The 22,853-nt window shown below is 66.5% G+C and carries 18 protein-coding genes and 1 tRNA gene; 11 read left to right on the top strand and 8 right to left on the bottom strand.

The annotated features are described in order from the left end of the window. Positions 1 to 13: 13 nt before the first annotated feature. Positions 14 to 2,038, top strand: a complete 2,025-nt coding sequence (locus A5788_RS19545; RefSeq protein ID WP_049697765.1) for an NAD(+) synthase — start codon at positions 14 to 16, stop codon at positions 2,036 to 2,038. Positions 2,039 to 2,051: 13 nt separating this feature from the next. Here A5788_RS19545 and A5788_RS19540 read toward each other — a convergent pair whose 3' ends face one another. Then, positions 2,052 to 3,209, bottom strand: coding sequence for an acyl-CoA dehydrogenase family protein (locus A5788_RS19540; protein ID WP_049698058.1), 1,158 nt, complete (start codon positions 3,207 to 3,209; stop codon positions 2,052 to 2,054). A 183-nt stretch (positions 3,210 to 3,392) separates the two neighbouring features. On the opposite strand from A5788_RS19540, the gene A5788_RS19535 reads away from it, so the two are divergent. Continuing rightward, positions 3,393 to 4,553 (top strand): thiolase family protein, encoded by a 1,161-nt coding sequence (locus tag A5788_RS19535; RefSeq protein ID WP_049697766.1) that lies wholly within the window; start codon positions 3,393 to 3,395, stop codon positions 4,551 to 4,553. On the opposite strand, the gene A5788_RS19530 is transcribed toward A5788_RS19535, so the two are convergent. From A5788_RS19530 to A5788_RS19510, 5 genes are all read right to left on the bottom strand, one after another. Then, entirely contained in the window at positions 4,537 to 5,418 is an 882-nt protein-coding gene (locus A5788_RS19530; RefSeq protein WP_049697767.1) for a LysR family transcriptional regulator, read from the bottom strand. The two genes, A5788_RS19535 and A5788_RS19530, sit on opposite strands and share 17 nt — an antisense overlap. A 3-nt stretch (positions 5,419 to 5,421) precedes the next feature. Next, entirely contained in the window at positions 5,422 to 6,327 is a 906-nt protein-coding gene (locus tag A5788_RS19525) for a LysR family transcriptional regulator (RefSeq protein ID WP_049697768.1), read from the bottom strand. 30 nt (positions 6,328 to 6,357) lie between these two features. After that, positions 6,358 to 7,119, bottom strand: coding sequence for a crotonase/enoyl-CoA hydratase family protein (locus A5788_RS19520; protein WP_049697769.1), 762 nt, complete (start codon positions 7,117 to 7,119; stop codon positions 6,358 to 6,360). After that, positions 7,116 to 8,234, bottom strand: coding sequence for an MBL fold metallo-hydrolase (locus tag A5788_RS19515; protein ID WP_197494562.1), 1,119 nt, complete (start codon positions 8,232 to 8,234; stop codon positions 7,116 to 7,118). Before A5788_RS19515 ends, A5788_RS19520 begins: the two co-directional genes overlap by 4 nt. Before the next feature lie 167 nt (positions 8,235 to 8,401). Further along, a complete protein-coding gene (locus A5788_RS19510) occupies positions 8,402 to 9,352 on the bottom strand; it encodes an alpha/beta fold hydrolase (RefSeq protein ID WP_049697771.1) in 951 nt (316 codons plus the stop codon). 174 nt (positions 9,353 to 9,526) lie between these two features. Between A5788_RS19510 and A5788_RS19505 the strand changes: the two genes are divergently transcribed. The 6 genes from A5788_RS19505 (at position 9,527) to nrfD (ending at position 17,304) form a co-directional block, all read left to right on the top strand. Then, on the top strand, positions 9,527 to 10,396 hold the full coding sequence (locus tag A5788_RS19505) for an alpha/beta fold hydrolase (RefSeq protein ID WP_082938034.1): 870 nt from the start codon (positions 9,527 to 9,529) through the stop codon (positions 10,394 to 10,396). 170 nt (positions 10,397 to 10,566) lie between these two features. After that, positions 10,567 to 11,352: a DUF2510 domain-containing protein gene (locus A5788_RS19500; RefSeq protein ID WP_064866269.1), complete on the top strand. Its 786-nt coding sequence runs from the start codon at positions 10,567 to 10,569 to the stop codon at positions 11,350 to 11,352. 132 nt (positions 11,353 to 11,484) lie between these two features. Next, entirely contained in the window at positions 11,485 to 11,805 is a 321-nt protein-coding gene (locus A5788_RS19495) for a putative quinol monooxygenase (protein WP_049697773.1), read from the top strand. Between the two features lie 15 nt (positions 11,806 to 11,820). After that, the gene (fdh, locus tag A5788_RS19485) at positions 11,821 to 15,177 is read left to right on the top strand and encodes a formate dehydrogenase (protein WP_197494556.1); all 3,357 of its coding nucleotides are present in this window, start codon (positions 11,821 to 11,823) and stop codon (positions 15,175 to 15,177) included. Positions 15,178 to 15,187: 10 nt separating this feature from the next. Beyond that, entirely contained in the window at positions 15,188 to 16,204 is a 1,017-nt protein-coding gene (locus A5788_RS19480) for a 4Fe-4S dicluster domain-containing protein (RefSeq protein ID WP_049697776.1), read from the top strand. Continuing rightward, positions 16,201 to 17,304 carry an NrfD/PsrC family molybdoenzyme membrane anchor subunit gene (gene nrfD, locus A5788_RS19475; RefSeq protein ID WP_064866251.1) on the top strand — a complete coding sequence of 368 codons (1,104 nt, stop codon included), beginning with the start codon at positions 16,201 to 16,203 and terminating at the stop codon, positions 17,302 to 17,304. Before A5788_RS19480 ends, nrfD begins: the two co-directional genes overlap by 4 nt. On the opposite strand, the gene A5788_RS19470 is transcribed toward nrfD, so the two are convergent. Together A5788_RS19470 and selD are read right to left on the bottom strand one after the other, a co-directional pair. Continuing rightward, on the bottom strand, positions 17,288 to 18,439 hold the full coding sequence (locus tag A5788_RS19470) for a GGDEF domain-containing protein (RefSeq protein ID WP_049697778.1): 1,152 nt from the start codon (positions 18,437 to 18,439) through the stop codon (positions 17,288 to 17,290). The genes nrfD and A5788_RS19470 overlap by 17 nt on opposite strands. A 57-nt stretch (positions 18,440 to 18,496) precedes the next feature. Continuing rightward, positions 18,497 to 19,531: a selenide, water dikinase SelD gene (selD, locus tag A5788_RS19465; RefSeq protein ID WP_049697779.1), complete on the bottom strand. Its 1,035-nt coding sequence runs from the start codon at positions 19,529 to 19,531 to the stop codon at positions 18,497 to 18,499. A gap of 52 nt (positions 19,532 to 19,583) precedes the next feature. On the opposite strand from selD, the gene A5788_RS19460 reads away from it, so the two are divergent. The 3 genes from A5788_RS19460 to selB all read left to right on the top strand — a co-directional run bounded on the left by A5788_RS19460 (position 19,584) and on the right by selB (position 22,830). Then, positions 19,584 to 19,679, top strand: a tRNA-Sec gene (locus A5788_RS19460). A 24-nt stretch (positions 19,680 to 19,703) separates the two neighbouring features. Continuing rightward, complete coding sequence (gene selA, locus A5788_RS19455) at positions 19,704 to 21,038, top strand: L-seryl-tRNA(Sec) selenium transferase (protein ID WP_049697780.1); 1,335 nt, start codon at positions 19,704 to 19,706, stop codon at positions 21,036 to 21,038. 1 nt (position 21,039) lies between these two features. Then, positions 21,040 to 22,830 (top strand): selenocysteine-specific translation elongation factor, encoded by a 1,791-nt coding sequence (selB, locus tag A5788_RS19450; protein ID WP_049698060.1) that lies wholly within the window; start codon positions 21,040 to 21,042, stop codon positions 22,828 to 22,830. The last annotated feature ends 23 nt before the right edge of the window (positions 22,831 to 22,853 follow it).

Raw genomic sequence — 22,853 nt, 5'->3', positions numbered from 1 at the left:
TAAGCTTTGCCCTGTGTCCATCTATCGCCACGGATTTGCCCGAGTAGCGGGCGCGGTCCCGGTCGTCCGTATCGCCGACCCGGTGGCCAACGCGCAGGCCACCGTCGAATTGATGCGGCAGGCGGCCACCGAGGGTGCTGCGCTCGTCGTGTTCCCCGAGATGGGACTCACCGGATACAGCATCGACGATCTTGTCCAACAGGACGCGGTTATCGACGCCGCGCTCGACGCCCTCGCCACCGTCGTCGCCGCGAGTGAGGGTTTGCGCCCGTTGGTGGCGGTCGGCCTGCCGCTCGTCGTCGACGCCGGGCTGTACAACTGCGCCGTCCTGCTGCGTGATGGTCGGATTCTCGGCGTCGTACCGAAGGCGTTCCTGCCGAATTACCGCGAGTTCTACGACAAGCGCTATTTCAGCGCGGCCCGCGACGCACTCGCCGACACGGTGACGCTGCTCGGACAGACGGTTCCGTTCGGCACCGACCTGATCTTCGACGCCGTCGACCTGCCGGGTTTCGCGCTGCATCTCGAGGTCTGCGAGGACGCGTGGGTGCCGATCCCGCCGAGCACCTGGGCCGCCCTGGGAGGTGCGACGGTTCTCGCGAACCTGTCGGGTTCGCCGGTCACGATCGGCAAGGAGTCGTATCGGAAGTCGTTGTGCACCAGTCTTTCCGCCCGGTGCATCGCGGCCTACGTCTACGTTGCCGCCGGATATGGCGAATCCACAACCGATCTCGCGTGGGACGGTGACGCCCTGATCGCCGAGAACGGTGGACTACTCACTCGCAGTACGGGGTTCGCGACGGCCGAGCAACTCGTCGTCGCCGACGTCGACCTGGACCGACTGCGCCAGGAACGCATCCGGATGGGCAGCTTCCACGATCAGGTCGGTGATCTCGAGGATCGTCTGACGTCGTTGCGCCACATCGACTTCGAGTTCGGTGACCTCGACCTCGCCGACGACGATCTGCGACGCTCGGTCGCACGATTCCCATTCGTTCCCGCCGACGCCGGTGATCGTGACGAACGGTGCCGCGAGGTGCGCGACATCCAGGTTCAGGGCCTGGCTGCACGTCTGCGCGCCACCGGCATCGACAAGATCGTCATCGGGGTGTCCGGTGGTCTCGATTCGACGCTCGCACTGCTCGTCGCCGTCGACACCTTCGACCGACTCGGCCTGCCGCGCACCAACATCCTCGCGTACACGATGCCGGGATTCGCCACCGGCGGCGCGACGCTGCGGCGCGCACATGTGCTGATGGATTCTCTCGGCGTCACCGGCACCGAACTCGACATCCGGCCGTCGTGTGAGCAGATGCTCGCCGACATCGGGCATCCATATGCCAAGGGCGAGAAGGTCTTCGACGTCACCTTCGAGAACGTGCAGGCAGGCGAGCGGACCTCGCACCTGTTCCGGTTGGCGAACTTCCACGGCGGAATCGTGCTCGGGACAGGTGATCTGTCCGAGCTCGCTCTGGGTTGGTGTACCTACGGTGTCGGCGATCAGATGTCGCACTACAACGTCAACACCTCGGTCCCGAAGACGTTGATCCAGTACCTGATTCGCTGGATGATCTCGACCGGACAGTACTCGCAGGAGACCACCGACACGCTCGCAGAGATCCTCGACGATGTGATCTCGCCCGAACTCGTCCCGCCGGGCGACGACGGCGCGATCCAGAGCACCGAGGACACCGTCGGCCCCTACGAACTCCACGATTTCTTCCTGTACTACCTGACGCGCTTCGGGTATCGCCCCGACAAGATCGCCTACCTGGCCGGCCAGGCGTGGGGTGACCGGGAACGCGGCGCGTGGTCGGAGTTGATCGCGCCGGAGCGTCGAAACCAGTACGACGCCGCGACGATCGAGCACTGGCTCTCGACGTTCCTGAAGCGATTCATGAGCAACCAGTTCAAGCGCACCGCGATGCCCAACGGGCCGAAAATCGGTTCGGGCGGGTCACTCTCGCCGCGTGGCGACTGGCGCTCGCCGTCGGACGCCTCCGCCCGCACCTGGCTGGACCAACTCAAGGGTCGCTGATGTCGAGGCCCCTCTAGAGCCCCAGGTCCTTGGCGATGATCGTCTTCATCACCTCGTTGGTGCCGCCGTAGATGCGGGAGACGCGGGTGTCGGCGTACAGGCGCGCGATGGGGTACTCGGTGATGTAGCCGTATCCGCCGTGCAATTGCAGGCATTTGTCGATGACGCGGCCGGCGGTCTCGGTGGCGAAGAGCTTGGCGCGCGCGGCGTCGGCCACCGAGAGTTCGCCCCGGTTGTGCAGGATCAGCGCCTGGTCGACGAACTGCTGCACCGCCGCGACGTCGGCTGAGCACTCGGCCAGTACGAACTTGGTGTTCTGGAACGATGCGACGGGCCTGCCGAACACGTCGCGCTCTCGGGTGTAGGCGAGGGCGTGCTGCAGAGCAGCGTTCGCGGTTGCCGACGCTCCGATCGCGATGCTCAGGCGCTCCTGCGCCAGGTTGTGTGTGAGGTAGGAGAACCCCTTACCCTCCTCGCCGAGCCGATCCTCGACGGGTACGCGCACCGACGAGAAGGAGAGTTCTGCGGTATCCGATGCCTTGAGGCCGATCTTCTCCAGCTTCCGTCCGACCGCGAAGCCCTCGGACGTGGTGTCCACCACCAGAATCGAGAGTCCGGCACGACGATTGTCGGGATCGAACGGTGCGGTGCGGCAGACCACCAGAATGCGGTCGGCCAGCGCGCCACCGGTGATGAACGTCTTTGCGCCGTCGAGGATGTAGTGGCTGCCGTCCTCGGAGAGCTTGGCCGTCGTCGAGATGTTCGCGAGGTCGGAGCCGGTGCCCGGTTCGGTCATGGCGATCGCGAACATGATGTCGCCCGAGGCGAATCCGGGTAGCCACCGCTGCTTCTGCTCGTCGGTCGCGTACTCCATCAGGTACGGCAGGATCAGGTTGGTGTGCACCGACTCGCTGCCGAAGGTCACGCCTGCAAGCGAGGTTTCCTCCGACACGACAAGCGAATACGTGAAATCGTGCACGCCTCCGCCGCCGTACTCCTCGGGCACCTCGATGCCGAGCACACCCAACTCGCCGAGCTTGCGGTAGAAGTCACGCGGAGGGTGTCCCTGCTTCTCCCACTCGTGGTGGACCGGCACGACCTCCTTGGCGATGAAGTCGCGGATCGTCTTGCGAAAGGCCTCGTGGTCTTCGGTGAATACGGTGCGCTGCATGGTCTCCAGCATGCACCCGTGGCATACCCGGAAGGAACGGCCGGATCGGCTAACACACCGATAGGGCGAGTCAATGTGTAGAGACGTCAGGGGGACTGGGCGAATCAGGATAGGTCGCGGCTATGGGTCCGTGAACGCGAATCTACTTGTGGTCACCGGGTGAGAAGTGGTCGGCTCGAATGCATGACAGATGCAGTGATCGTCGACGCGGTGCGCACCCCTATCGGACGCCGAAATGGCGCGTTGGCCGGCATCCATCCCGCTGACCTCTCGGCGCACGTGCTCGAAGCACTCGTCGAACGTACCGGGATCGACCCCGCGATCATCGACGACGTCATGTGGGGTTGCGTGAGCCAACATTCCGAGCAGGCGGGAAACATCGCACGTACGGCGGTGCTGGCCGCGGGGTGGCCGACAACGGTCCCGGGAACCACGGTCACACGGGCGTGCGGGTCCAGTCAGCAGGCGCTGGCGATGGCCGCGGCCGCAGTGATCTCCGGACAACTCGACGTCGTCGTGGCGGGCGGAGTCGAGTCCATGAGTCGCGTGCCGATGGGTACGGCGGCGCCCAACGGGGAGAGCCAGCCGGCAACCGTCCTCGACCGCTTCGGCGTCGACCGTTTCAGTCAGGGCATCGGGGCAGAAGAGGTCGCACGACGGTGGGGACTGAGCCGCACTCAACTCGACGAGTACGCGCTTCGATCACACGAACTCGCAGCCGCAGCAACCGATTCGGGTGCATTCGACGCCCAGCTCGCTACGTTGCCCGGTGTGCTCGAGGGTGACGAGGGAATTCGACGCGGCGGTTCACTGGAGTCACTCGGCGCACTCCGGACGGTCTTCGACGAGAACGGCGTCATTCACGCGGGCAACGCATCACAGATCTCCGACGGCGCGGGCGCACTGCTGGTGATGTCGAGCGAGACCGCTGCGGCCCACGGTCTGGTGCCGCTGGTGCGGATTCACACCACCGTCGTCGCAGCCGACGATCCGGTCATCATGCTCACGGGGCCGATCCCCGCGACGGCCAAAGCGCTTGAGCGGTCGGGACTTTCGATCGACGAGATCGGCGCGTTCGAGGTCAACGAGGCTTTCGCGCCGGTGCCGCTGGCCTGGCAGATCGACACGGGCGCGGCGGAGAAGGCACTCAACCCGCTCGGCGGGGCGATCGCCGTCGGCCATCCACTCGGGGGTTCCGGTGCCATCCTTGCCACGCGCCTCGCGCATCACATGCGGGACAACGGTATTCGCTACGGACTGCAGACGATGTGCGAAGCCGGTGGCATGGCCAACGCCACCATCTACGAGCTCATCAGCCCCGAACTCATCAGCTCCGGGCGCTGACGACGTCGACGAAAGCCTGTGCGGCGACCGACAACGCCGTCGGGTCGTACATGAGCGCGAAGTTGCGGACGAATCGCGGTCGAACCGGCCGCACGGTGGTGCGATCGGCAACCGATTGCGCGACACGGCGTTCGAGCAACGTCGCGCCGATTCCTGCCAGCACCATGGGTAGTCGCTCTTCGCGGTCTTCGGCGAGCACCGCGATCGGTGGCCGCACGCCCGCTTCGCGCATGGCGCTCTCGATCTCGTCGGCGACTGTCCCGCCGCGCGGAACGAACACCATCGGGATGTGGGGGAGGTCGGCGATGTCGATCGGACCGTCGGGCAGGACGGTGCCCGACGGACAGACGAGCCAGAACTCCTGCTCGCCGAGCACGATCACCTCGAGAGCGTCGTCGACCGCCGTCTCGACGGGGTGGAGATGCGTGACGACGAAGTCGCAGCGTCCCTCCTCGATCACTGCTGCTGCGAGTGATTCGTCGTCGAGCTCACCCACCCGAATGGTGGCGGTGGGGTGCGCGTCGACGAATGCCGCGACCACCTCGGCGATCGTGGCACCGTCGGCGAACGGTGAGGCGAGTATCTCCACCCGTCCGGTGATCTGATCACTGCCGACGGCAAGCGCGTCGTCGACCGACTCGACGTCGCGCACGATCTGTCGCGCCGAGCCGACGAGTGCACGTCCGGCAGCGCTCGGCACCATCCCGCGGCCGATCCGGTGAAACAACTGCACCCCGAGCTCACGTTCGAGTGCGCGCAGCGCCTGGGACACCGTCGGTTGTGTCACGCCGAGCGACACCGACGCCCCGCCGATGCCGCCGTGCTCGACCACGGCGAGGAAGTACTCGATCTGGCGCAGTTCCACGGGTTACTCGAAGACCGAGTCGTCGACTCGTGTTGGGGCGCCGCATGTCTGGCGTGCAACGGCGACGAAGGCCGCTGCGGCGGGCGACGGTTGGCCCGAGCGCATGATCAGACCGAAGTCTCGTCGTAGCGGAGGGTCCAGGCTGTAGGTCGTGGCGTCCGGGATCTGCTCGGCGACCGACTCCCGCGGTGCAATGGTCGCGCCGACGGCGCGGGTGACCAACTCGCGGATGGTCGGCGGGTGCGAGCAGTCGACCATCACGTTGCGCGCGCCGTCGGAGATGATGTCGGCGAGAAGACCCCCGGTCGACGGATCGGAGAGGTCGAGCAGCAGTGGCAGCGACCGGACGGACTCGCGTGCGACAACACCCTCGTCGGCGTCGACGCTCAGCGATGGCGATGCGGCAAGGACGAGTTCCTGTGTGCCCAGCGGAGTGAATACGAAGGTGGAATGGTCGGCGGTGGAATCGATCAGTCCGATCTCGGCTCGCCCGCTGCGTAGCGACGCGAGGATGCCCGCGGGACCGTCGGCGGCGAGGATTCGCACGATCACCTTGTCGAAGCGGGCACGGAAATCACGCACGATCGCGACGAGGGGTGCGACGGCGAACGCGGATTCGGTGACGATATCCACTGTCCCGGAACGTAATTCGCGGACGGCGCCGACTCGTAGACGTGCTCGCTCGACATCGGCGAGGACGCGCCGCGCGATCACCTCGACGCGTGCGCCCGCCTCGGTGAGTTCGAGTCGACGCCCCGTGCGGTCGAACAGCGTGACGCCGAGCTTGCGTTCGAGCGTACGAATCGCCTGCGACAGCGACGGCTGGGAGATGTAGAGCGCCTGCGCAGCCTTGGTGATACCGCCGTGATCGATGACCGCGACGAAATAGGTGGCAAGGTGCAGGTCCACCTCTCGATCGTAGGCGAGGGGGTACCTCGATCAGTGGCCGGTCCACTTCGGTGCGCGCTTCTCGGCAAAGGCGCGGGCGCCTTCCTGCGCGTCGTCGGAGACGAAGACGGGATCGAGGATGCCGCGCTGCGCCGCGAACAGATCGGGGTCGGTGTAGCGGATCGCCATGCTGACGACCTGCTTGGTGGCACGCACCGCCAGAGGGCCGTTCGCGGCGATCCGCGCGGCGAGTTCACGCGCGCCGTCGAGTGCCCCACCCGACGGCGTCAGGGTGTTCACCAGACCGAACTCGTGGGCGCGGGCGGCGGTGATCGGATCGCCGGTGAGTGCGATCTCCATGGCGAGTTGATAGGGCAGGATCTTGGGGAGTCGTAGCAGACCGCCCGCTGCGGCCGCGAGTCCGCGCTTGACCTCCGGCAGACCGAACTTCGCGTCGTCGGCGGCGACGATCAGGTCGGCCGAGAGCGCCAGTTCGCACCCGCCCGCCAGCGCCCAACCCTCGACGGCCGCGATGAGTGGTTTGCTCGGGGGAGCGGAGGCGATACCGCCGAAGCCACGACCCTCGACGCTGGGCAGCTCACCACGGGTAAACGCTTTGAGATCCATACCGGCACAGAAGGTTCCACCCGCCCCGGTGAGGATGCCGATCGTGATGTCGTCGCGACGTTCGAACTCGTCCATCGCTGCGGCGAGTTGCTGCGCGACCTCCTGATTGACGGCGTTGCGCGCCTCCGGGCGGTCGATGGTGAAAACGGCTACGCCGTCGGCGAATTCGGTGCGTACCGGGGTCATCGCAGAGTTCCTCTCGTGGTTGCGGATTCGATCGTCGCGGATTCGATGCTGTGATCGGCGGGTCGGGTGTCGGTGACCGTCCAGCGCACCGGCTCGTGGCCCGTCGACGAGATGATGCCGCGCGCTTCCAGTACCAAAAGGTGCGCGTTGGTCTCTCGCAATGCCACGCGGGACAGGGGAATCGACAGGTCGGAGAACGGGAGAGACCACGTGACAGCGCGGGTGACGTCCCACGCTGTGGCGCCCGGCTGGTTCCAGATCGCCTCGGCGATCTCGGTGAGTCGCTCCTCGTGGTGCGACAGGAGATCGGTCACCCGATCGGCGAGCCCGCGGAACCGGTACTCGTGACTGGGCATGGCCTCGAGGTCGCCGATGTGCTCGGTGCGCGCGAGCGACGTCAGGTAGTCGGCCAGCGGGCTCGGCGTCTGGAACGGATTGGTCGAGACATTCGGGCTGATCCGGGGGAGCAGATGATCGCCGGTGAAGATGACGCCCGCGTCGTCGTCGGCGAAGCACAGGTGTCCCGCCGTATGGCCGGGGGTCCACACCGCACGCAGATTCCACCCGGGAACGTTCAGCGGAACGTCGTCGTCGAGTTCGACGTCCATCGTGCGACCTCCCGGGAGCCGGACGAATTCGAGGAGGCCGGTGTCGGCGACGTCGGTCGGAGCGCCCAGGACACGCAGGTCCTCCTGAGCGGCTACGAACTCGCCCGCGAGTTCTTCCTCGCTGTGAAACCGCAGGTGACGGGCATCGGCGTTGTGCATCGCGAGTTGCGGGTCGGTGTGCTCCAGCAGGCGCGGGACGAGTCCGAAGTGGTCGGGGTGCAGATGGGTGACGAAGACGTGCGAGACGTCGGCGAGGTCGTGTCCGGTGGAATGGATTCCGTCGACGAGCATCTTCCAGCCCGTGTCGGTGTTCCAGCCGGTGTCGATGAGCGCGAGCCGACCGTCTGCCGTCGCCAATGCGTAGACGAGGATGTAGCGCAGCGGGTTCTCGGGAATGAGAACCGGAATCGACCAGAGGCCCGGCCGGACCTCTTCGACGGGCGGCATCTCCTTACGCACCCAGGCCTCGCGCTGGCGATGGCCGGTGACCACGATCGACGTACTCATCATCTGATCCGACCACGGCGCAACCGAGCGCCACAAACACCCGTCGACTCACAGCCCGTGAGGAAACCCCTATGTGGCTAAATGCCGAAAATCCACCTCATCTGTTGCACGCCACCTTCGGCACTGCCGAAGGTAAATCGACACAGATGAGGTGAACTTTTCTGGTCCTACTCGCCCGCGGGGCTCGGCGGCGCAACCGTCGCCTGGTCCCAGACGGCGAGCAGTTCGTCCATCACGTCGGTCGACATCCCGAACAGGCTCAGATGGCTCTCGCCGTGCAGGCTGAACAGCTTGGCGTCGGGCAGGAGCGAGACCACGTGCTCGCCGTGCGCGTAGGGGACGATGTGGTCGCGGTCCCCGTGCCACCAGCGCACCGGGGTGGAGACGTCGCTGACCGAGAAGCCCCAGTCGCGGGAGAACACCCGGACGTCGTTGAACGGTGCCTCCATGCGATGCGACCCGCCGCTGAGGAGGTCGTCGAGGAACATCGCGCGGAACTCCGGGCGGCTGAGCAACTCGCGGTCGGCGGCGGGGGAGAGCCTGCCGTAGAGCAGGATCGCGGGTTCGGCGATCGGCCGTACGAAGCGCAGTGCGGTGCTGATCACCTGCCCGACGGGTGCCCCGAGGACGGGTAGGACGGGTGCGGCGCGGCGTGCCAACGCGACCGCGCCACCGCCGATCGCCTCCGGTCCCACGGTCGGGGCCACGCCGCCGACGATTCCGGCGACGTGGACGCGTGGACCGAACTCGTGCGCGACGGCCAGCGCGTACGGGCCGCCGCCGGAGACGCCGATGACACCGAAATCGTCGATGCCGAGCGCGTCGAGGACGTCGGTGAGGTCGGCGCAGAAGTCCCGCACGGAGTCGTAGGGGTGGGCCGTCGACGATCCGACACCCGGCCTGTCGATACCGATGAGCCGCACTCCGCGGGCAGCGGCGTACTCGCGGGCTTCGAGCGGGATCTGTCGACGAGCACCCGGCGTGCCGTGGAACCACAGGATCGGGCGTCCGGACGCCGAACCGAACTCGGCGAACCCCATTCGTCGTTTCGTGCGGTCAGTTGCGTGCGTTCCGACAGCTACGGAGCCCTCGATCTTCGGGCGATCGACGTCGATCATGTGACAAGGGTCTCACGTTGCCACCTAGCCGACGAACGGCACCTGTTCAGCACGAACATTCGTTGACGCGCCGAATTCAGCGAACCCGCAGCGTGGGCGCGTACCGTTGACCGGGTGAGTGCAGACGTTTCCCCGACAACCGAGGCTTCGACGCCGTCGTCGATTCAGCGGATCGTGCGCGGCGTTCGTCACGTTGCGACGCCCTACCCGGTACGCGACCTTCCCGCCGGGCGGCATGTCGAATTGCCCGGCCGCGGAACGACTTACGTCACCGATTCCGGGCCGAAAGACGCGCCGGCGGTGTTCCTGCTGCACTCGGTGCTCACCACCGGCCTTCTCTGTTGGTATCCGTCGATTCCGCAGCTCAACGGTCGGTATCGGGTCATCACACTTGATCAGCGGTGGCACGGCCGAGGCATTCAGGCCGAGGGTTTCGATCTGCGCGACTGCGCCGACGACGTCGTCGCGCTCGCCGACGTTCTCGGCATCGACCGGTTCACCGCTGCGGGCTTCTCGATGGGCGGCGGCATCGCACAGCTCGTCTGGCGTCGACACCCGCGCAGGGTGTCAGGACTCGTGCTGTGCTCGACCGGGCCGTTCTTCAGCGAACGCGATCCGCACCGGCGCGACCGCGACGCCCGTATCGGACGAATCCTGCGCCCGATCTACGAGTCGCTGCCCCGCCCGTCCGACGCCAGCCTCGACCGCCCGGCGAAACACACGAGCATCTGGGCCACCAAGCAGTTCCTCTCGACGCCGCTCTCGCACGCGGGCGATTTCGGCGAGGGTCTTGGCAACTTCGACTCCAGCTCGTGGCTGCGCGACATCGACGTGCCCACCTCTGTCGTCGTGTCGACGAGGGATCACACCGTCGAACCCGAGCGTCAGCAACTTCTCGTCGACGGCATCCCCGGTGCACGCCGATTCGACGTCGACGGCGGCCACGCCTGCTGCGTGATCGGCGTCGAGAACTTCCTGCCGCCTTTCGTCGCGGCGGTCGACGCCGTCGCGCTCGAATCCCCGGTGCTCGTAAGCGGCAACTGACGCCATCCGACGTTCCATCTGAGGCCGAATCTCCTACAAGGAGCGCAGATTTGAAATCTTGTGCAAGTCTGTGCCAGATTTCTCGCCAGGAGCGTCACCGGTCCTGACCAGCAGTTACAGTGATCGCATTTCTCGCGCGCGTGCAGTCCGCGAGTCTGAAGGAGATCACGATGACCACGCCTACTCCGCCGCCCGACTGGTATCCCGACCCGGAGAGTCCGCGTAGCGGTCGCTACCGATGGTGGGACGGCCACAAATGGACAACGGATACGCACACTCCCTCAGAGCCGCCGGGGACTGCTGAAGCGCCGGGGATTGATCCGACTTCCAGCGTCGCGCCCCCGCCGGTGGCGACCAAGGAGAAAAATTCTCGGAAGATCTGGTACCTGATAGGGGCGCTGTGTGCAGTTGCGCTGGTAGTCGTGGTCGCCGTCGCCGTATCGGTAGCCGCATCTGACAAAGGGGCGAACAAGACCAACCGTGCATCCTCTGGCGCTGCTCAGTCGACAACAGTCGACCCCGCCGAGCAGTCCAGGGAGGCCGCAGCAGCCCAGTCGGCTCAGCGTGAAATGGAGCAGCAACGGGCCGCAGATCTCGACAAGTCGACCTACCAAGCTACTGATTCGCGTGGTTGGCAACTCGTCGCCAAGAACCCGGACTCCCACGTGGGCGAAAAATACGTGATCTATGGCCACGTCACTCAGGCTGACGCGGCGATGGGGTCTTCGACGATCCGCGCAGATACGGATGGCGCGCAAGTCGACTATTACGAGATGAATATCAACACAATCGCCAAAGCCGGCGCAGCAACCTTTGTCGACATCGTAGAGGACGACCTCGTCACCATGTGGATAGTAGTCAAAGGCTCGAAGACATATGACACCACAGTAGGTGGGAGCGTGACTGCTCCAGAGGTTGAAGTGAACATCATCGAGACCACTGGAAGCTCGAAATAGGTGCGAGCGCAACGAACCTTCGCTGTCTGAGATCTGAGTTCCGTTGAAATTCGGGACGTGAGCCATTGCCGCCCGTAGCGTTGAGTGCGCCCGGAAATCCAACTGGGCGCGGAACCCCAAGTAGGAGTGCATATGTCGCCCGTCATCGTCGTCGCAACGCTATCGCCGAAGCCCGGACAGGAGGCAGCGGTGCGCGAGGCAGTGATCGCGGCGGTCCCCAAGGTGCAGACCGAGCCGGGTTGCCAGCTGTACTCACTGCACGAGGCCACCGGCGATGGCACCGATCTGGTGATGATCGAGAAGTGGGAGTCGTTCGACGCCCTGGCTACGCACGGCAAGGGAGCCGCCCTCGCCGAACTCGGCGCAGCGCTGAACGATCTGCTCGCCGCACCGCTCGACATCAAGACGTTCGACGCCGTGCCCGCGGGTGACCCCGACAAGGGTGCAATCTGACGTAGGGTCTATTACGTGCCCTCCTTCAGCCCATTGGAGTGGCCGGTCTTCCGGCAGTTACGCACCGGCGACAAGTTCGGCCGCGGTCCGGCCGTGCAGTCGGCGCGCACCCGCGCAACCGAACCGAGGACCGCCACCGCCGACCGCGTGGTGCAGAGCGTCTGCCCGTTCTGCGCAGTCGGCTGCGGGCAGAAGGTCTACGTCAAGGACGAACGCGTCATCCAGATCGAGGGCGATCCCGACTCGCCGATCTCGCGCGGACGCCTCTGCCCCAAGGGCGCGTCGAGCGAGCAACTGGTCAACAATCCGATGCGGCAGCGCACCATTCGCTACCGCGCGCCGTACGCGACCGAGTGGACAGACCTCGATCTCGATACCGCCATCGACATGATCGCCGACCGCTTCGTCGAGTCGCGTCGTCGAACCTGGCAGGACACCGACGAGCAGGGGCGCGTACTCCGACGCACCATGGGCATCGCATCGCTCGGCGGCGCGACCCTGGACAACGAAGAGAACTATCTGATCAAGAAGCTCTTCACCGCGGCGGGCGCGATCCAGATCGAGAACCAGGCGCGCATATGACACTCCGCAACCGTTCCCAGTTTGGGAGCTTCATTCGGACGCGGCGGCGCAACGCAATCACTGCAGGACATGGCGAACTCCGACTGCATCGTGCTCATCGGCGGCAACATGGCCGAGGCGCACCCGGTCGGCTTCCAGTGGGTGGTTGAGGCGCGCTCGCGTGGTGCGCGGGTCATCCATGTCGACCCGCGGTTCACCAGGACGTCGGCCAACGCCGACAAGCACATCTCGATCCGTGTCGGCTCCGACGTCGTGCTGCTCGGTGGGCTGATCAACTACATGCTCACCCACGAGCGGTACTTCCGTGAGTACGTCGTCGCGTACACCAACGCCGCGACGATCGTGAACGACGAGTACCGCGACACCGAGGACCTCGGCGGACTGTTCTCCGGCTTCGACCCCGAGACCGGACAGTACGACCCGTCGACGTGGGCCTACGCCGACGCAGAGGACAGCGGCGGCATCGAATCGCCCGGTATCGAATCGCCAGGCGGCGACGAGCACGGCGAGACGGCAGCGGCGCGTGCGGCAGGCGACCAGCACGGTTCGGGCGGTCCGCCTCTCGAACACGCGAACGTGCTCCGCGACGACTCGTTGACCGATGAGCGCACGGTCTTCCAGGTCCTCAAACGCCACTTCTCCCGGTACACGCCGGAGATGGTCCGCGACATGTGCGGGATCTCGGTCGAGGAGTTCACCTACCTCGCCGAGTCGATCGCCGACAACTCCGGCCGTGACCGCACAACGTGTTTCGGCTATGCGACCGGTTGGACGCAGCACACCCTCGGCGCCCAATTCATCCGTACCGCGGCGATCCTGCAGTTGTTGCTCGGCAACGTCGGTCGCCCCGGCAGCGGCATCATGGCGCTGCGCGGACACGCGAGCATCCAGGGTTCCACCGACATCCCGACCCTGTTCAACCTGCTTCCCGGCTATCTGCCGATGCCGTCGGTTGGCAAGCACGACACTCTCGACGAGTACCTCGCGGGCGTCGGATCGCCACAACAGAAGGGGTATTGGGCATACGCCGACACCTACATGGTGAGCCTGCTCAAGGCGTGGTTCGGCGACGCCGCCACTGCCGACAACGACTGGTGCTACGACTACCTGCCCAGGTTGAACGGGCCCGCCGGCACATATCAGACCACCGTGTCGATGCTCGACGACGAGGTCGAGGGCTACTTCGTACTCGGCCAGAACCCTGCCGTCGGATCGGCCAACGGCAGACAGCAGCGCCTGGCGATGAGCCATCTCAAGTGGCTGGTGGTGCGTGACCTCAACATGATCGAGTCGGCGACCTGGTGGAAGGAGGGACCCGAGATCGCCTCCGGCGAATTGCGCACAGAAGACATCGGTACCGAGATCTTCTTCATGCCTGCAGCAACGCACGTCGAGAAGGCCGGCTCGTTCACCCAGACCCAACGCATGGTGCAGTGGCGGCATCAGGCGGTTGCGCCGCCGGGACAGGCGCAGAGCGAACTCGACTTCTTCTACGAACTCGGGCAGCGCATCCGCGCGCGGCTGGCCGACTCCGACGACCCGCGCGACCGACCGCTCCTCGACATGACATGGGACTACCCGCTCGACGAGCACGGCAACCCCGAACCGGAGTCGGTGCTCTCGGAGATCAACGGCTACTTCACATCTGGCGAGCACGCGGGCGAGAATCTCACCAGCTACACGCAGATGAAGGCCGACGGTTCGACGGCGGGCGGCTGCTGGATCTACACCGGCATCTATGCGCACGCGACGAACATGGCCGCGCGGCGGGTACCGCACGGCGGCGACTCGGTGAGCCAGCACGAGTGGGGCTGGGTGTGGCCGGCGGATCGTCGAATTCTCTACAACCGCGCCTCCGCCGACCCCGAGGGCAAACCGTGGAGCGAGCGCAAGCGCTACATCTGGTGGGATGCACAGGCGCGCAAGTGGGTTGGCGACGACGTGCCCGACTTCCCGGTCGACAAGGCGCCCGATGCCCGCCCCGATCCCGATCTCGGGGGAGCTGAGGGACTCGCGGGCGACGACCCGTTCATCATGCAATCCGACGGCAAGGGTTGGCTTTTCGCGCCCAAGGGGCTCGTCGACGGCCCGCTGCCCGCGCATTACGAGCCGCAGGAGTCGCCGGTCGCCAACGCGTTGTACCCGCAGCAGCAGGCCCCCGCACGAATCATGTTCGCGCGTAACGACAATCTCGACGCTCCGAGCGCGGGAGACGAAGGCGTCGACGTCTACCCGTATGTGTTCACCACCTACCGCCTCACCGAGCACCACACCGCGGGCGGGATGAGTCGCTGGTCGCCGTATCTCGCCGAGCTGCAACCGGAGATGTTCTGCGAGGTCTCCCCGGCACTCGCCGCCGAACGCGGGCTGGTCAACGAGGGTTGGGCGACGATCATCTCGCCGCGCGCGGCCATCGAGGCACGTGTACTGGTCACCGATCGGGTGAAGACGTTGCGTATCAACGGACGTGACGTCCATCAGGTCGGTCTGCCCTATCACTGGGGCGTCGGCAGCGACGCCGTCGTCAGTGGCGACGCCGCGAACGACCTGATCGGTGTCACGCTCGACCCCAACGTCCAGATCCAGGAGTCCAAGGTCGGGTCGTGTGAGGTGATCGCGGGGCGTCGACCTCACGGGCAGGCGCTACTCGACCTGGTGCACGACTACCAGCAGCGCGCAGGCGTGACACCCGAGACCGACAACGTGCGCATCACCGATCCCGAGCACGAGACAATCTATCCGCCAACCGATTCCGATGATGCGGACGGAGAGGGGTTCACCCGATGGTGAGGAGTGCGAGATGAGTCATCAACTGTCCGGTCCCACCGATCCCAGTGCAGACGCGCACTGGGGCGACGCCGAACGTCCGCGCAAGGGGTTCTTCACCGACACGTCGATCTGTATCGGCTGCAAGGCATGCGAGGTCGCGTGCAAGGAATGGAACCAGAACCCACGTGACGGCGACCTCGAGCTGACGGGCATGTCGTACGACAACACCGTCGCGCTCGGTGCGAGTACGTGGCGACACGTCGCATTCATCGAGCAGGACCGCGACCGCATCGACAAGGCACGCGAATCCGGCCGTGCCCTGGTCGGTTTGGGGATGCCGACGATGCCCGGGGGTACTATCTCGGCCGACGCCACGATTCCCGACGCCGTGGACACCACCCCGCCCGACACGCCCGAGTTCCGTTGGCTCATGTCGTCGGACGTCTGCAAGCACTGCACGCACGCGGGTTGTCTCGACGTGTGCCCGACCGGCGCGTTGTTCCGCACGGAGTTCGGGACGGTCGTCGTGCAGCACGACGTGTGCAACGGGTGCGGAACCTGTGTCGCAGGTTGCCCTTTCGGCGTCGTCGAACGTCGATCCGACGGCACCGTCGAGCCGACGACGCGCGAGGGGCAGCGCAAGGGCGAGCAGCCTCCAGTGCCCAGACGTGGTGTGGCACAGAAGTGCACGCTCTGTTACGACCGACTCGTCGACGACGAGACGCCCGCATGCGCCAAGACCTGCCCGACGACGTCGATCAAGTTCGGCGATCACGACGACATGGTCGACACCGCGCGCGAACGCGTCGAGCAACTACACGCGCAGGGGATGACCGAAGCCCGGCTCTATGGGGCGAATTCCAACGACGGAGTCGGCGGCACCGGGTCGGTGTTCCTTCTCCTCGACGAGCCCGAGGTCTACGGCCTTCCGCCGGACCCACGCGTGTGCACGGCCGACCTCCCCACCATGTACCGACGAGCGGGCGCTGCCGCCCTCGGAATGGTTGCCGCGGCGGCGGTCTCGTTCCTGACCGGCAGAAAGCGATGACCTCCGACTACGATTCGCTGCGCCCGCCCGAGCCCGGTCGCCGAAAGCGCAAGGGCGGCAAGGGTCGTCGACGCGGCTTGTTCGGCCAGGGCGACGGCGCGCGCGAGATGTCGATGGTGCCCGACGTCGAGTTCGAGAAGGTCGACGTCGAGGGCTACTACGGACACAACGTGGTCAAGCCTGCGCCGTGGGACGACAAGGTCGCGGCGTACCTGTTCCTCGGTGGCGTCGCGGGTGGGTCGGGAGTACTCGCGGCGGGTGCACAGTTCACGGGGCGAGAAGTGTTGCGCCGCAACGCCCGTCTCAGTGGTCTCGCCGCGGCCGGGCTGGGTGGGGTTGCGCTCATCGCCGACCTGGGCCGACCCGATCGGTTCTACAACATGCTGCGCACCTTCAAGGTGACGTCGCCGATGAGCGTCGGGTCATGGATACTGTCCGGCTTCTCCGGCGGCATCGGGGTCGCGGCCGCGGCGGAAGTGGATCGGCTTCTCCGAGAAAGACTTCCGCTCGGACCGTTGCGTACTGTTCTGCACGTCGTGGAGGCGCCGGCGGGACTCGTCGGCGGCGCGATGGGGCCGCTGCTCGCCGTGTACACCGCGGCGCTGCTGGGCGATACGGCCACACCGACGTGGAACGCGATGCACCGCGACCTGCCCTTTGTCTTCGTCAGCTCGGCAAGTCTCGCGGCGAGCGGACTGGCCCTGGTCACCACACCGCTCGACGAGGTGGGCCCGGCACGGACGCTGGCCGTGCTCGGCGTGGTGGGCGATGTGGCGGCCACCCGCGTCATGGAAGCGCGCATGGATCCGATTGCCGCAGAACCGCTCCACCACGGCAAGGCAGGCACGCTGATGCGCTGGGCAGAACGCCTGGCGGTCATCGGGGGAGTGGGCACACTGCTCAGTGGTCGTTCGCGGGTCGCGTCAGCCGCGTCGGGACTCGCCTTGCTCGCGGCGTCGGCCTGTACCAGGTTCGGTGTGTTCCACGCGGGCATCGAGTCGGCGAAGGACCCGCGCTACACGATCGAACCGCAGAAGCGACGCCTCGCCGCTCGCCGCGCCGCCGGATTCACCGACGACTCGATCACGACTGCGGACTGATCGCGTCGTGGCGTTCGCGCCGAGCGTGTCGGGCCAGTGGTCGGTGGTCGTTGGACGGCGCCACCACCACGCGATTCCCGCCCTGTCGTTTCGCGAGGTACATGGCGGCGTCGGCGTCTTCGAGGAGTCGGTCGACGTTCGCCTTGACGTCCGGTGAGGTGACGCTGATTCCGACGCTGACGGTCACCGACGGTGAGGTGTCGGCTGCGACGCCGATGCGGATGCGCTCGGCAAGCGAACGGGCGGTGCGCAGGTCGTCGTCGAGAATCACGGCGAACTCCTCGCCGCCGGTTCGCGAGGCGATGACATTGCGGATGCCTGCCAGCCGATGACACGCCTCCATGATCCGACCTGCCACGCGCACGAGCACCAGGTCGCCGACCTGGTGGCCGTGGGTGTCGTTGATCGCCTTGAATCCGTCGATGTCGATGATGATCACCGAGACCGTTCGGGCTGAGTTGTCGAGCCCACCGACGTATCGCGTAAGGCCTCGCCGATTGGCCAAGCGCGTCAGCGGATCGGTGCCGGCGTCCATGGCGTTGGTGCCCAGAACCCAGAAGAAGTAGTGCATCGAGGGCATGATCAGTGCCACCAGGGCAAGGGGGGCGATGCCCTTGGACATGGCCACCAACAGCATCGGCCGCCCGTCGTCGATAGCCACCAACGTGATCAAACTCACAATGACTGCGGACGCGAATGTCGCGTGCAGGATGTGTGACCGTGGCGTGCAGAAGAACACCGCGAATGCGCTCATGATCGAGAAAAGGGTGACGCCTGCGATGCCGAGCATGCGGTCGTGATGCCCAAAGCATGCGGTTGCGATCACGGCGTCGGCGAACACCAGTACCAGAAGGCTTTCGGTTCGTGTCGGCAGCGGAAGCAGCCACCACCGGAGGACCAGCGTCGCGGCGACGACGGCTGTGACCAGCAGAATGTTCTCGACGAGGGGCGAAAACCCCGAGCTCGACGACGCGGCAGCGGCCGCTGAGGCGAATCCCAACAGGGCCGCGCCCAGCGACAACACGAGCCGTTTGAGGGGTGCATTTCCGAGTTGATCGAAGAGTGCGACGCGCCACTGCAGTGGCGTTGAGTCACGCAGCCATTCCGAGACCGCGATAGCGCTGCGACGCTGCACCCGTCTCCCCCTCGGACTCGACGTGTGTAGAAACAATAGAGCGCCAGGGGGTCAGTGTCAGCGAATGTCGATCCCGGAACCTGGCGTTTCAGTCCCTGCAACTGCAACGATCTCGCCGATGATCGGGTATCCGGGTACTTCGCCGACCAGCAGCAGCCCGCCGGACGTCTGGGCGTCGGCGAGCATCAGGAGGTCGTTCTCGTCGACACCGCGTCCGACGTCGAGGTGGTCGCGAACCCAGTCGAGATTGCGGCGAGTTCCGCCCGAGACGTATCCGTCGTCGAGCGCGTCGCGGGCGCCGTCGACCAGGGGGACGGCAGAAGCGTCGATCACCGCGCGCACCCCCGAGGCCCTCGTCAGTTTGTGGAGGTGCCCGAGCAATCCGAATCCGGTGACGTCGGTGCCCGCGCGGACACCTGCAGCGAGGGCGGCGTCGGCGGCGTCGCGGTTGAGTGTTGTCATGACGTCGATCGCGGCGTCGAATACTTCGCCGGTCTGCTTGTGCCGGTTATTGAGCATCCCGACGCCGATCGGTTTGGTCAGGGTGATCGGCAGTCCGACGGTCGCGGCGTCATTGCGGATGAGCGCGTCTGGCGACGCGACACCGGTGACGGCCATGCCGTACTTCGGCTCGGGGTCGTCGATGCTGTGGCCGCCGATCACCGGGCAATCGGCCTGCGCTGCGACGGCCAGTCCGCCGCGCAGCACCTCGGTCATCAGTTCCATCGGCAGAAGGTCGCGCGGCCAGCCGACGAGGTTGATCGCGACGACGGGCGATCCGCCCATTGCGTAGATGTCGGAGAGTGCGTTCGCGGCTGCGATGCGTCCCCAGTCGTAGGCGTCGTCGACGACAGGGGTAAAGAAGTCGGCGGTGGAGAGGACGGCGAGGTCGTCGCGGATGCGTACGGCTGCGGCGTCGTCGCCGTCGTCGAGGCCGACCAGGATGTTGTCGCCGCTCTGGCCGGTCAACCCCGCGACTGCGGCCTCGAGCTCGCCCGGCGGGATCTTGCACGCACAGCCGCCACCGTGGGCGTAGCCGGTCAACCTGATCGTCGGGCTCTGCGAATCCGGATTCGTCTCGACGGTGCTCATCTCACCGAGGGTAATTGCAGGGGTGATGCCAGATCGGCGGTATGGTCGCCGAGGAGGCGTCTGGGTTCCTGGTGGGCCCCCCGGTCTTCAAAACCGAGGAGGTCGAGTATCTCGGTCTGGCGGGTTCGATTCCCGTCCGCCTCCGCCACAGCTTGTTCTTGAAGGAGGCGCGGTGACCCGATCCGATCCCCGACGGCGGATCCCGCGCACCGACCATCTGCTGGCCGATCCCGAGATCGCCACGGCTGCACGACGACTCGGTGAGCAAGCCGTCCGCGGCGTCGTCCGCGATGTTCAGGAGTCGGCCAGGCGAGGCGACGTCGATCCCGACGACGTGCTGGGAGTCATTCGGGAAACACTCGTCCGACGCCGCGTCGGCACCGGACGGTCGGTGCTGAACGCGACGGGGGTCGTGGTGCACACCAACCTCGGTCGAGCACCGTTGTCGACGGCCGCACGCGATGCGGTCCTCGATGCGTGCGGCTACGTCGACGTCGAACTCGACCTGGAGTCGGGTACGCGCTCGCGTCGCGGCGTCGCGACCCGCGAGGCGTTGCTGCGCGCCTGTCCCGCCGCAGGCGACGCCCTGATGGTGAACAACGGTGCTGCCGCGATGGTGCTGGCCACCACCGCGCTCGCGGCCGGACGCGAGGTGGTCATCAGTCGCGGCGAGATGATCGAGATCGGCGCGGGTTTTCGGCTCACCGACCTCATCGAGTCGACCGGTGCGCGACTGCGCGAGATCGGGACCACCAACCGCACACACCTGCGCGACTACGCCGCAGCACTCGCAGACGGTGACGTCGGCTGCGTACTCAAGGTCCACCCGAGCAACTACCGGGTCAGCGGATTCACCGCGGAGGCGACCATCGCCGAGCTGGCGGAACTGACGGCCTCCCAGGGCGTTCCGCTCATCGCCGACCTCGGGAGCGGACTCCTCGTCCCCGACGCCGCGCTCCCCGACGAACCGGACGCGTCGTCTGCGCTGGCCGCAGGCGCCGATCTGGTGATCGCCAGCGGCGACAAGTTGCTCGGAGGTCCGCAGGCCGGAATCCTGCTCGGCGACGCCGATCTGGTCGGTCGACTGTCGAAACATCCACTCGCGCGGGCGGTTCGTGCCGACAAGCTCGCCCTCGCGGCGATGGAGGCGACGCTCGTCGGACCTCTGCCGCCGGTGGCCGAGTACCTGCACGCCGACAACGGGCGGTTACGTCAGCGGGCCGAGGCGGTCACCGCAAGAGTCGGTGAAGGCGTGAACGTGGTGCCCCACGACGGCAGGGTAGGCGGGGGAGGAGCTCCGGGAGTTCCGTTGCCCGGCTGGGCGATTGCGCTGCCGGAACAGACCGCCAAGGCGTTGCGCGTCGGCACTCCCGCAGTGCTCGCACGTGTCCACGACGGCGTATGTCTCGTCGACCTGCGATGCATCCCGGAGACGGACGACGAGATTCTCGCCGAAGCGGTCGCGCATGCGCTCGGCGTCGTCCGCGTGTCGGGGGCGACTGGCTGAGGTGTACGTCGTCGCCACGGCGGGGCACGTCGATCACGGGAAGAGTGCGTTGGTGCGTGCCCTGACGACGATGGAACCGGACCGCTGGGCCGAAGAGCGACGTCGAGGACTGACGATCGACCTCGGATTCGCCTGGATGGCAACACCATCCGGCGCCGACATCGCATTCGTCGACGTTCCGGGTCACGAGCGATTCCTCGGCAATATGTTGGCGGGAATCGGTCCGGCGCCCGTGGTGGCGTTCGTCGTCGCTGCCGACGAGGGGTGGAGCAGGCAGTCGTCGGATCATCGCGATGCGATCGCCGCGCTCGGCATCGATCGTGGCGTGCTCGTGATCTCGCGGGCAGACCTCGCCGACGCGGAGCGGATCTCCGACGTCGTCGCGCAGGCACGCGACGAATTGTCGGGGACAGGTCTCGCCGACGCACCTGTCGTCGTCACCTCGGCGTTGACGGGGCGTGGGATCGACGAGCTGCGCGAGACGATCGCAGACGTGCTGCAGCGCAACCCGTTTCCCTCAGATGCCGCACCCGTTCGATTCTGGATCGACCGTGCGTTCACCATCAAAGGTGCGGGTGCCGTGGTCACCGGGACGTTGTCGGCCGGGTCGGTGGGACGTGGTGACACGCTGGATGTGTTGACGGGCCGAGGCATTCGATCGGTCACCGTGCGTGGTGTGCAGAGTGAGAACACGCCGCGCGAACGTGTCGGGCCGGTGAGCCGGGTGGCGATCAACTTGCGCGACGTGTCGGCGTCGGACGTCGCGCGGGGTGATCTGCTGTTGAGTCCCGGGGTGTGGCGGCTGACCGACTGTGTCGACATTCGACGTGTCAGTGGTCCTGAGTTCGACTCGGTACCAAGCGCTCTGAGTGTTCATGTCGGCACGGCCGCGCTGCGAGTTCGGCTCCGCCCGTTCGACGCCGACCACGCGCGGATCACGCTCGAGCGAGCCGTTCCGCTGATTCTCGGTGATCGACTGGTGCTCCGCGACGCGGGCAGCGGTCGGATCGGTGGGGGTGTCGTGGTGGATGCGGAGCCACCGCCCCTGCGGCGTCGCGGTGATGCGGCGCGTCGAGCAGATGCGTTGTCGGGCATGAGTGATCGAGGCGACACACGACGTGAGGTCGAGCGTCGCGGTGCCGTAGCCGTCGAGCATCTGCGACGGCTCGGTGTCGTCGGAGCCGAGGCAACGCCGCCCGAGGGCGTGCGCGTTGTCGGGGACTGGTGGGTCGACGAGCAGGCGTGGGCGGAGTGGGTCGAACGGCTCCGCGACGCTGTTGATGCTGTCTATCAACGAGACTCGCTCGCAGAGGGTTTGCCTCGCGCAAGCGTGGGAGGCGTCGTCGGACTACCGTCGGATGCGCTTGTCGCGCCTCTCATCGCCGACGCCGGTCTGGACCATGCGGGCGGGTTCCTGTCGAAACCCGGTGTGGCGCGCGGACTCGGCGATGCGGAGGAAGCCATCGCGGCACTCGAGCGTCGGTTTGCCGACGATGCCTTTGCCGCGCCGGAAGCCGACGACCTCGCCGCACTCGGGCTCGGCCCCAAACAACTGGCGGCAGCCGAGCGCCTCGACAGGCTACTTCGGTTACGTGACGGTGTTGTGCTCTCGCCTCGATCGCCTGCGTTGGCGATGCGGGTTCTGGCTGCTATTGATCAGCCCTTCACGACGAGCGAGGCCCGAAAGGCATTGGGCACCACGCGCCGCGTCGCCATCCCCTTGCTCGAGCACCTCGACGAGCGCGGCTGGACACGACGCCTCGATGCGGGGCATCGCGAAGTGGTTCGGTGATCCTCGGATCGGGTGGCGGTGCA

This window comes from Gordonia sp. 852002-50816_SCH5313054-c, from assembly GCF_001665925.1.
Classification (GTDB): domain Bacteria; phylum Actinomycetota; class Actinomycetes; order Mycobacteriales; family Mycobacteriaceae; genus Gordonia; species Gordonia jacobaea.
This window is presented reverse-complemented; position numbering and strand designations above follow the sequence as displayed.

Excerpts from the sequence above, each read along its gene's own strand:
- A5788_RS19540 (WP_049698058.1), bottom strand. The coding sequence starts at position 3,209 with ATGCAGCGCACCGTATTCACCGAAGACCACGAGGCCTTTCGCAAGACG.
- A5788_RS19535 (WP_049697766.1), top strand. The coding sequence starts at position 3,393 with ATGACAGATGCAGTGATCGTCGACGCGGTGCGCACCCCTATCGGACGC.
- A5788_RS19520 (WP_049697769.1), bottom strand. The coding sequence starts at position 7,119 with ATGACCCCGGTACGCACCGAATTCGCCGACGGCGTAGCCGTTTTCACC.
- A5788_RS19515 (WP_197494562.1), bottom strand. The coding sequence starts at position 8,234 with ATGAGTACGTCGATCGTGGTCACCGGCCATCGCCAGCGCGAGGCCTGG.
- A5788_RS19510 (WP_049697771.1), bottom strand. The coding sequence starts at position 9,352 with ATGATCGACGTCGATCGCCCGAAGATCGAGGGCTCCGTAGCTGTCGGA.
- A5788_RS19500 (WP_064866269.1), top strand. The coding sequence starts at position 10,567 with ATGACCACGCCTACTCCGCCGCCCGACTGGTATCCCGACCCGGAGAGT.
- A5788_RS19495 (WP_049697773.1), top strand. The coding sequence starts at position 11,485 with ATGTCGCCCGTCATCGTCGTCGCAACGCTATCGCCGAAGCCCGGACAG.
- A5788_RS19480 (WP_049697776.1), top strand. The coding sequence starts at position 15,188 with ATGAGTCATCAACTGTCCGGTCCCACCGATCCCAGTGCAGACGCGCAC.
- nrfD (WP_064866251.1), top strand. The coding sequence starts at position 16,201 with ATGACCTCCGACTACGATTCGCTGCGCCCGCCCGAGCCCGGTCGCCGA.
- selD (WP_049697779.1), bottom strand. The coding sequence starts at position 19,531 with ATGAGCACCGTCGAGACGAATCCGGATTCGCAGAGCCCGACGATCAGG.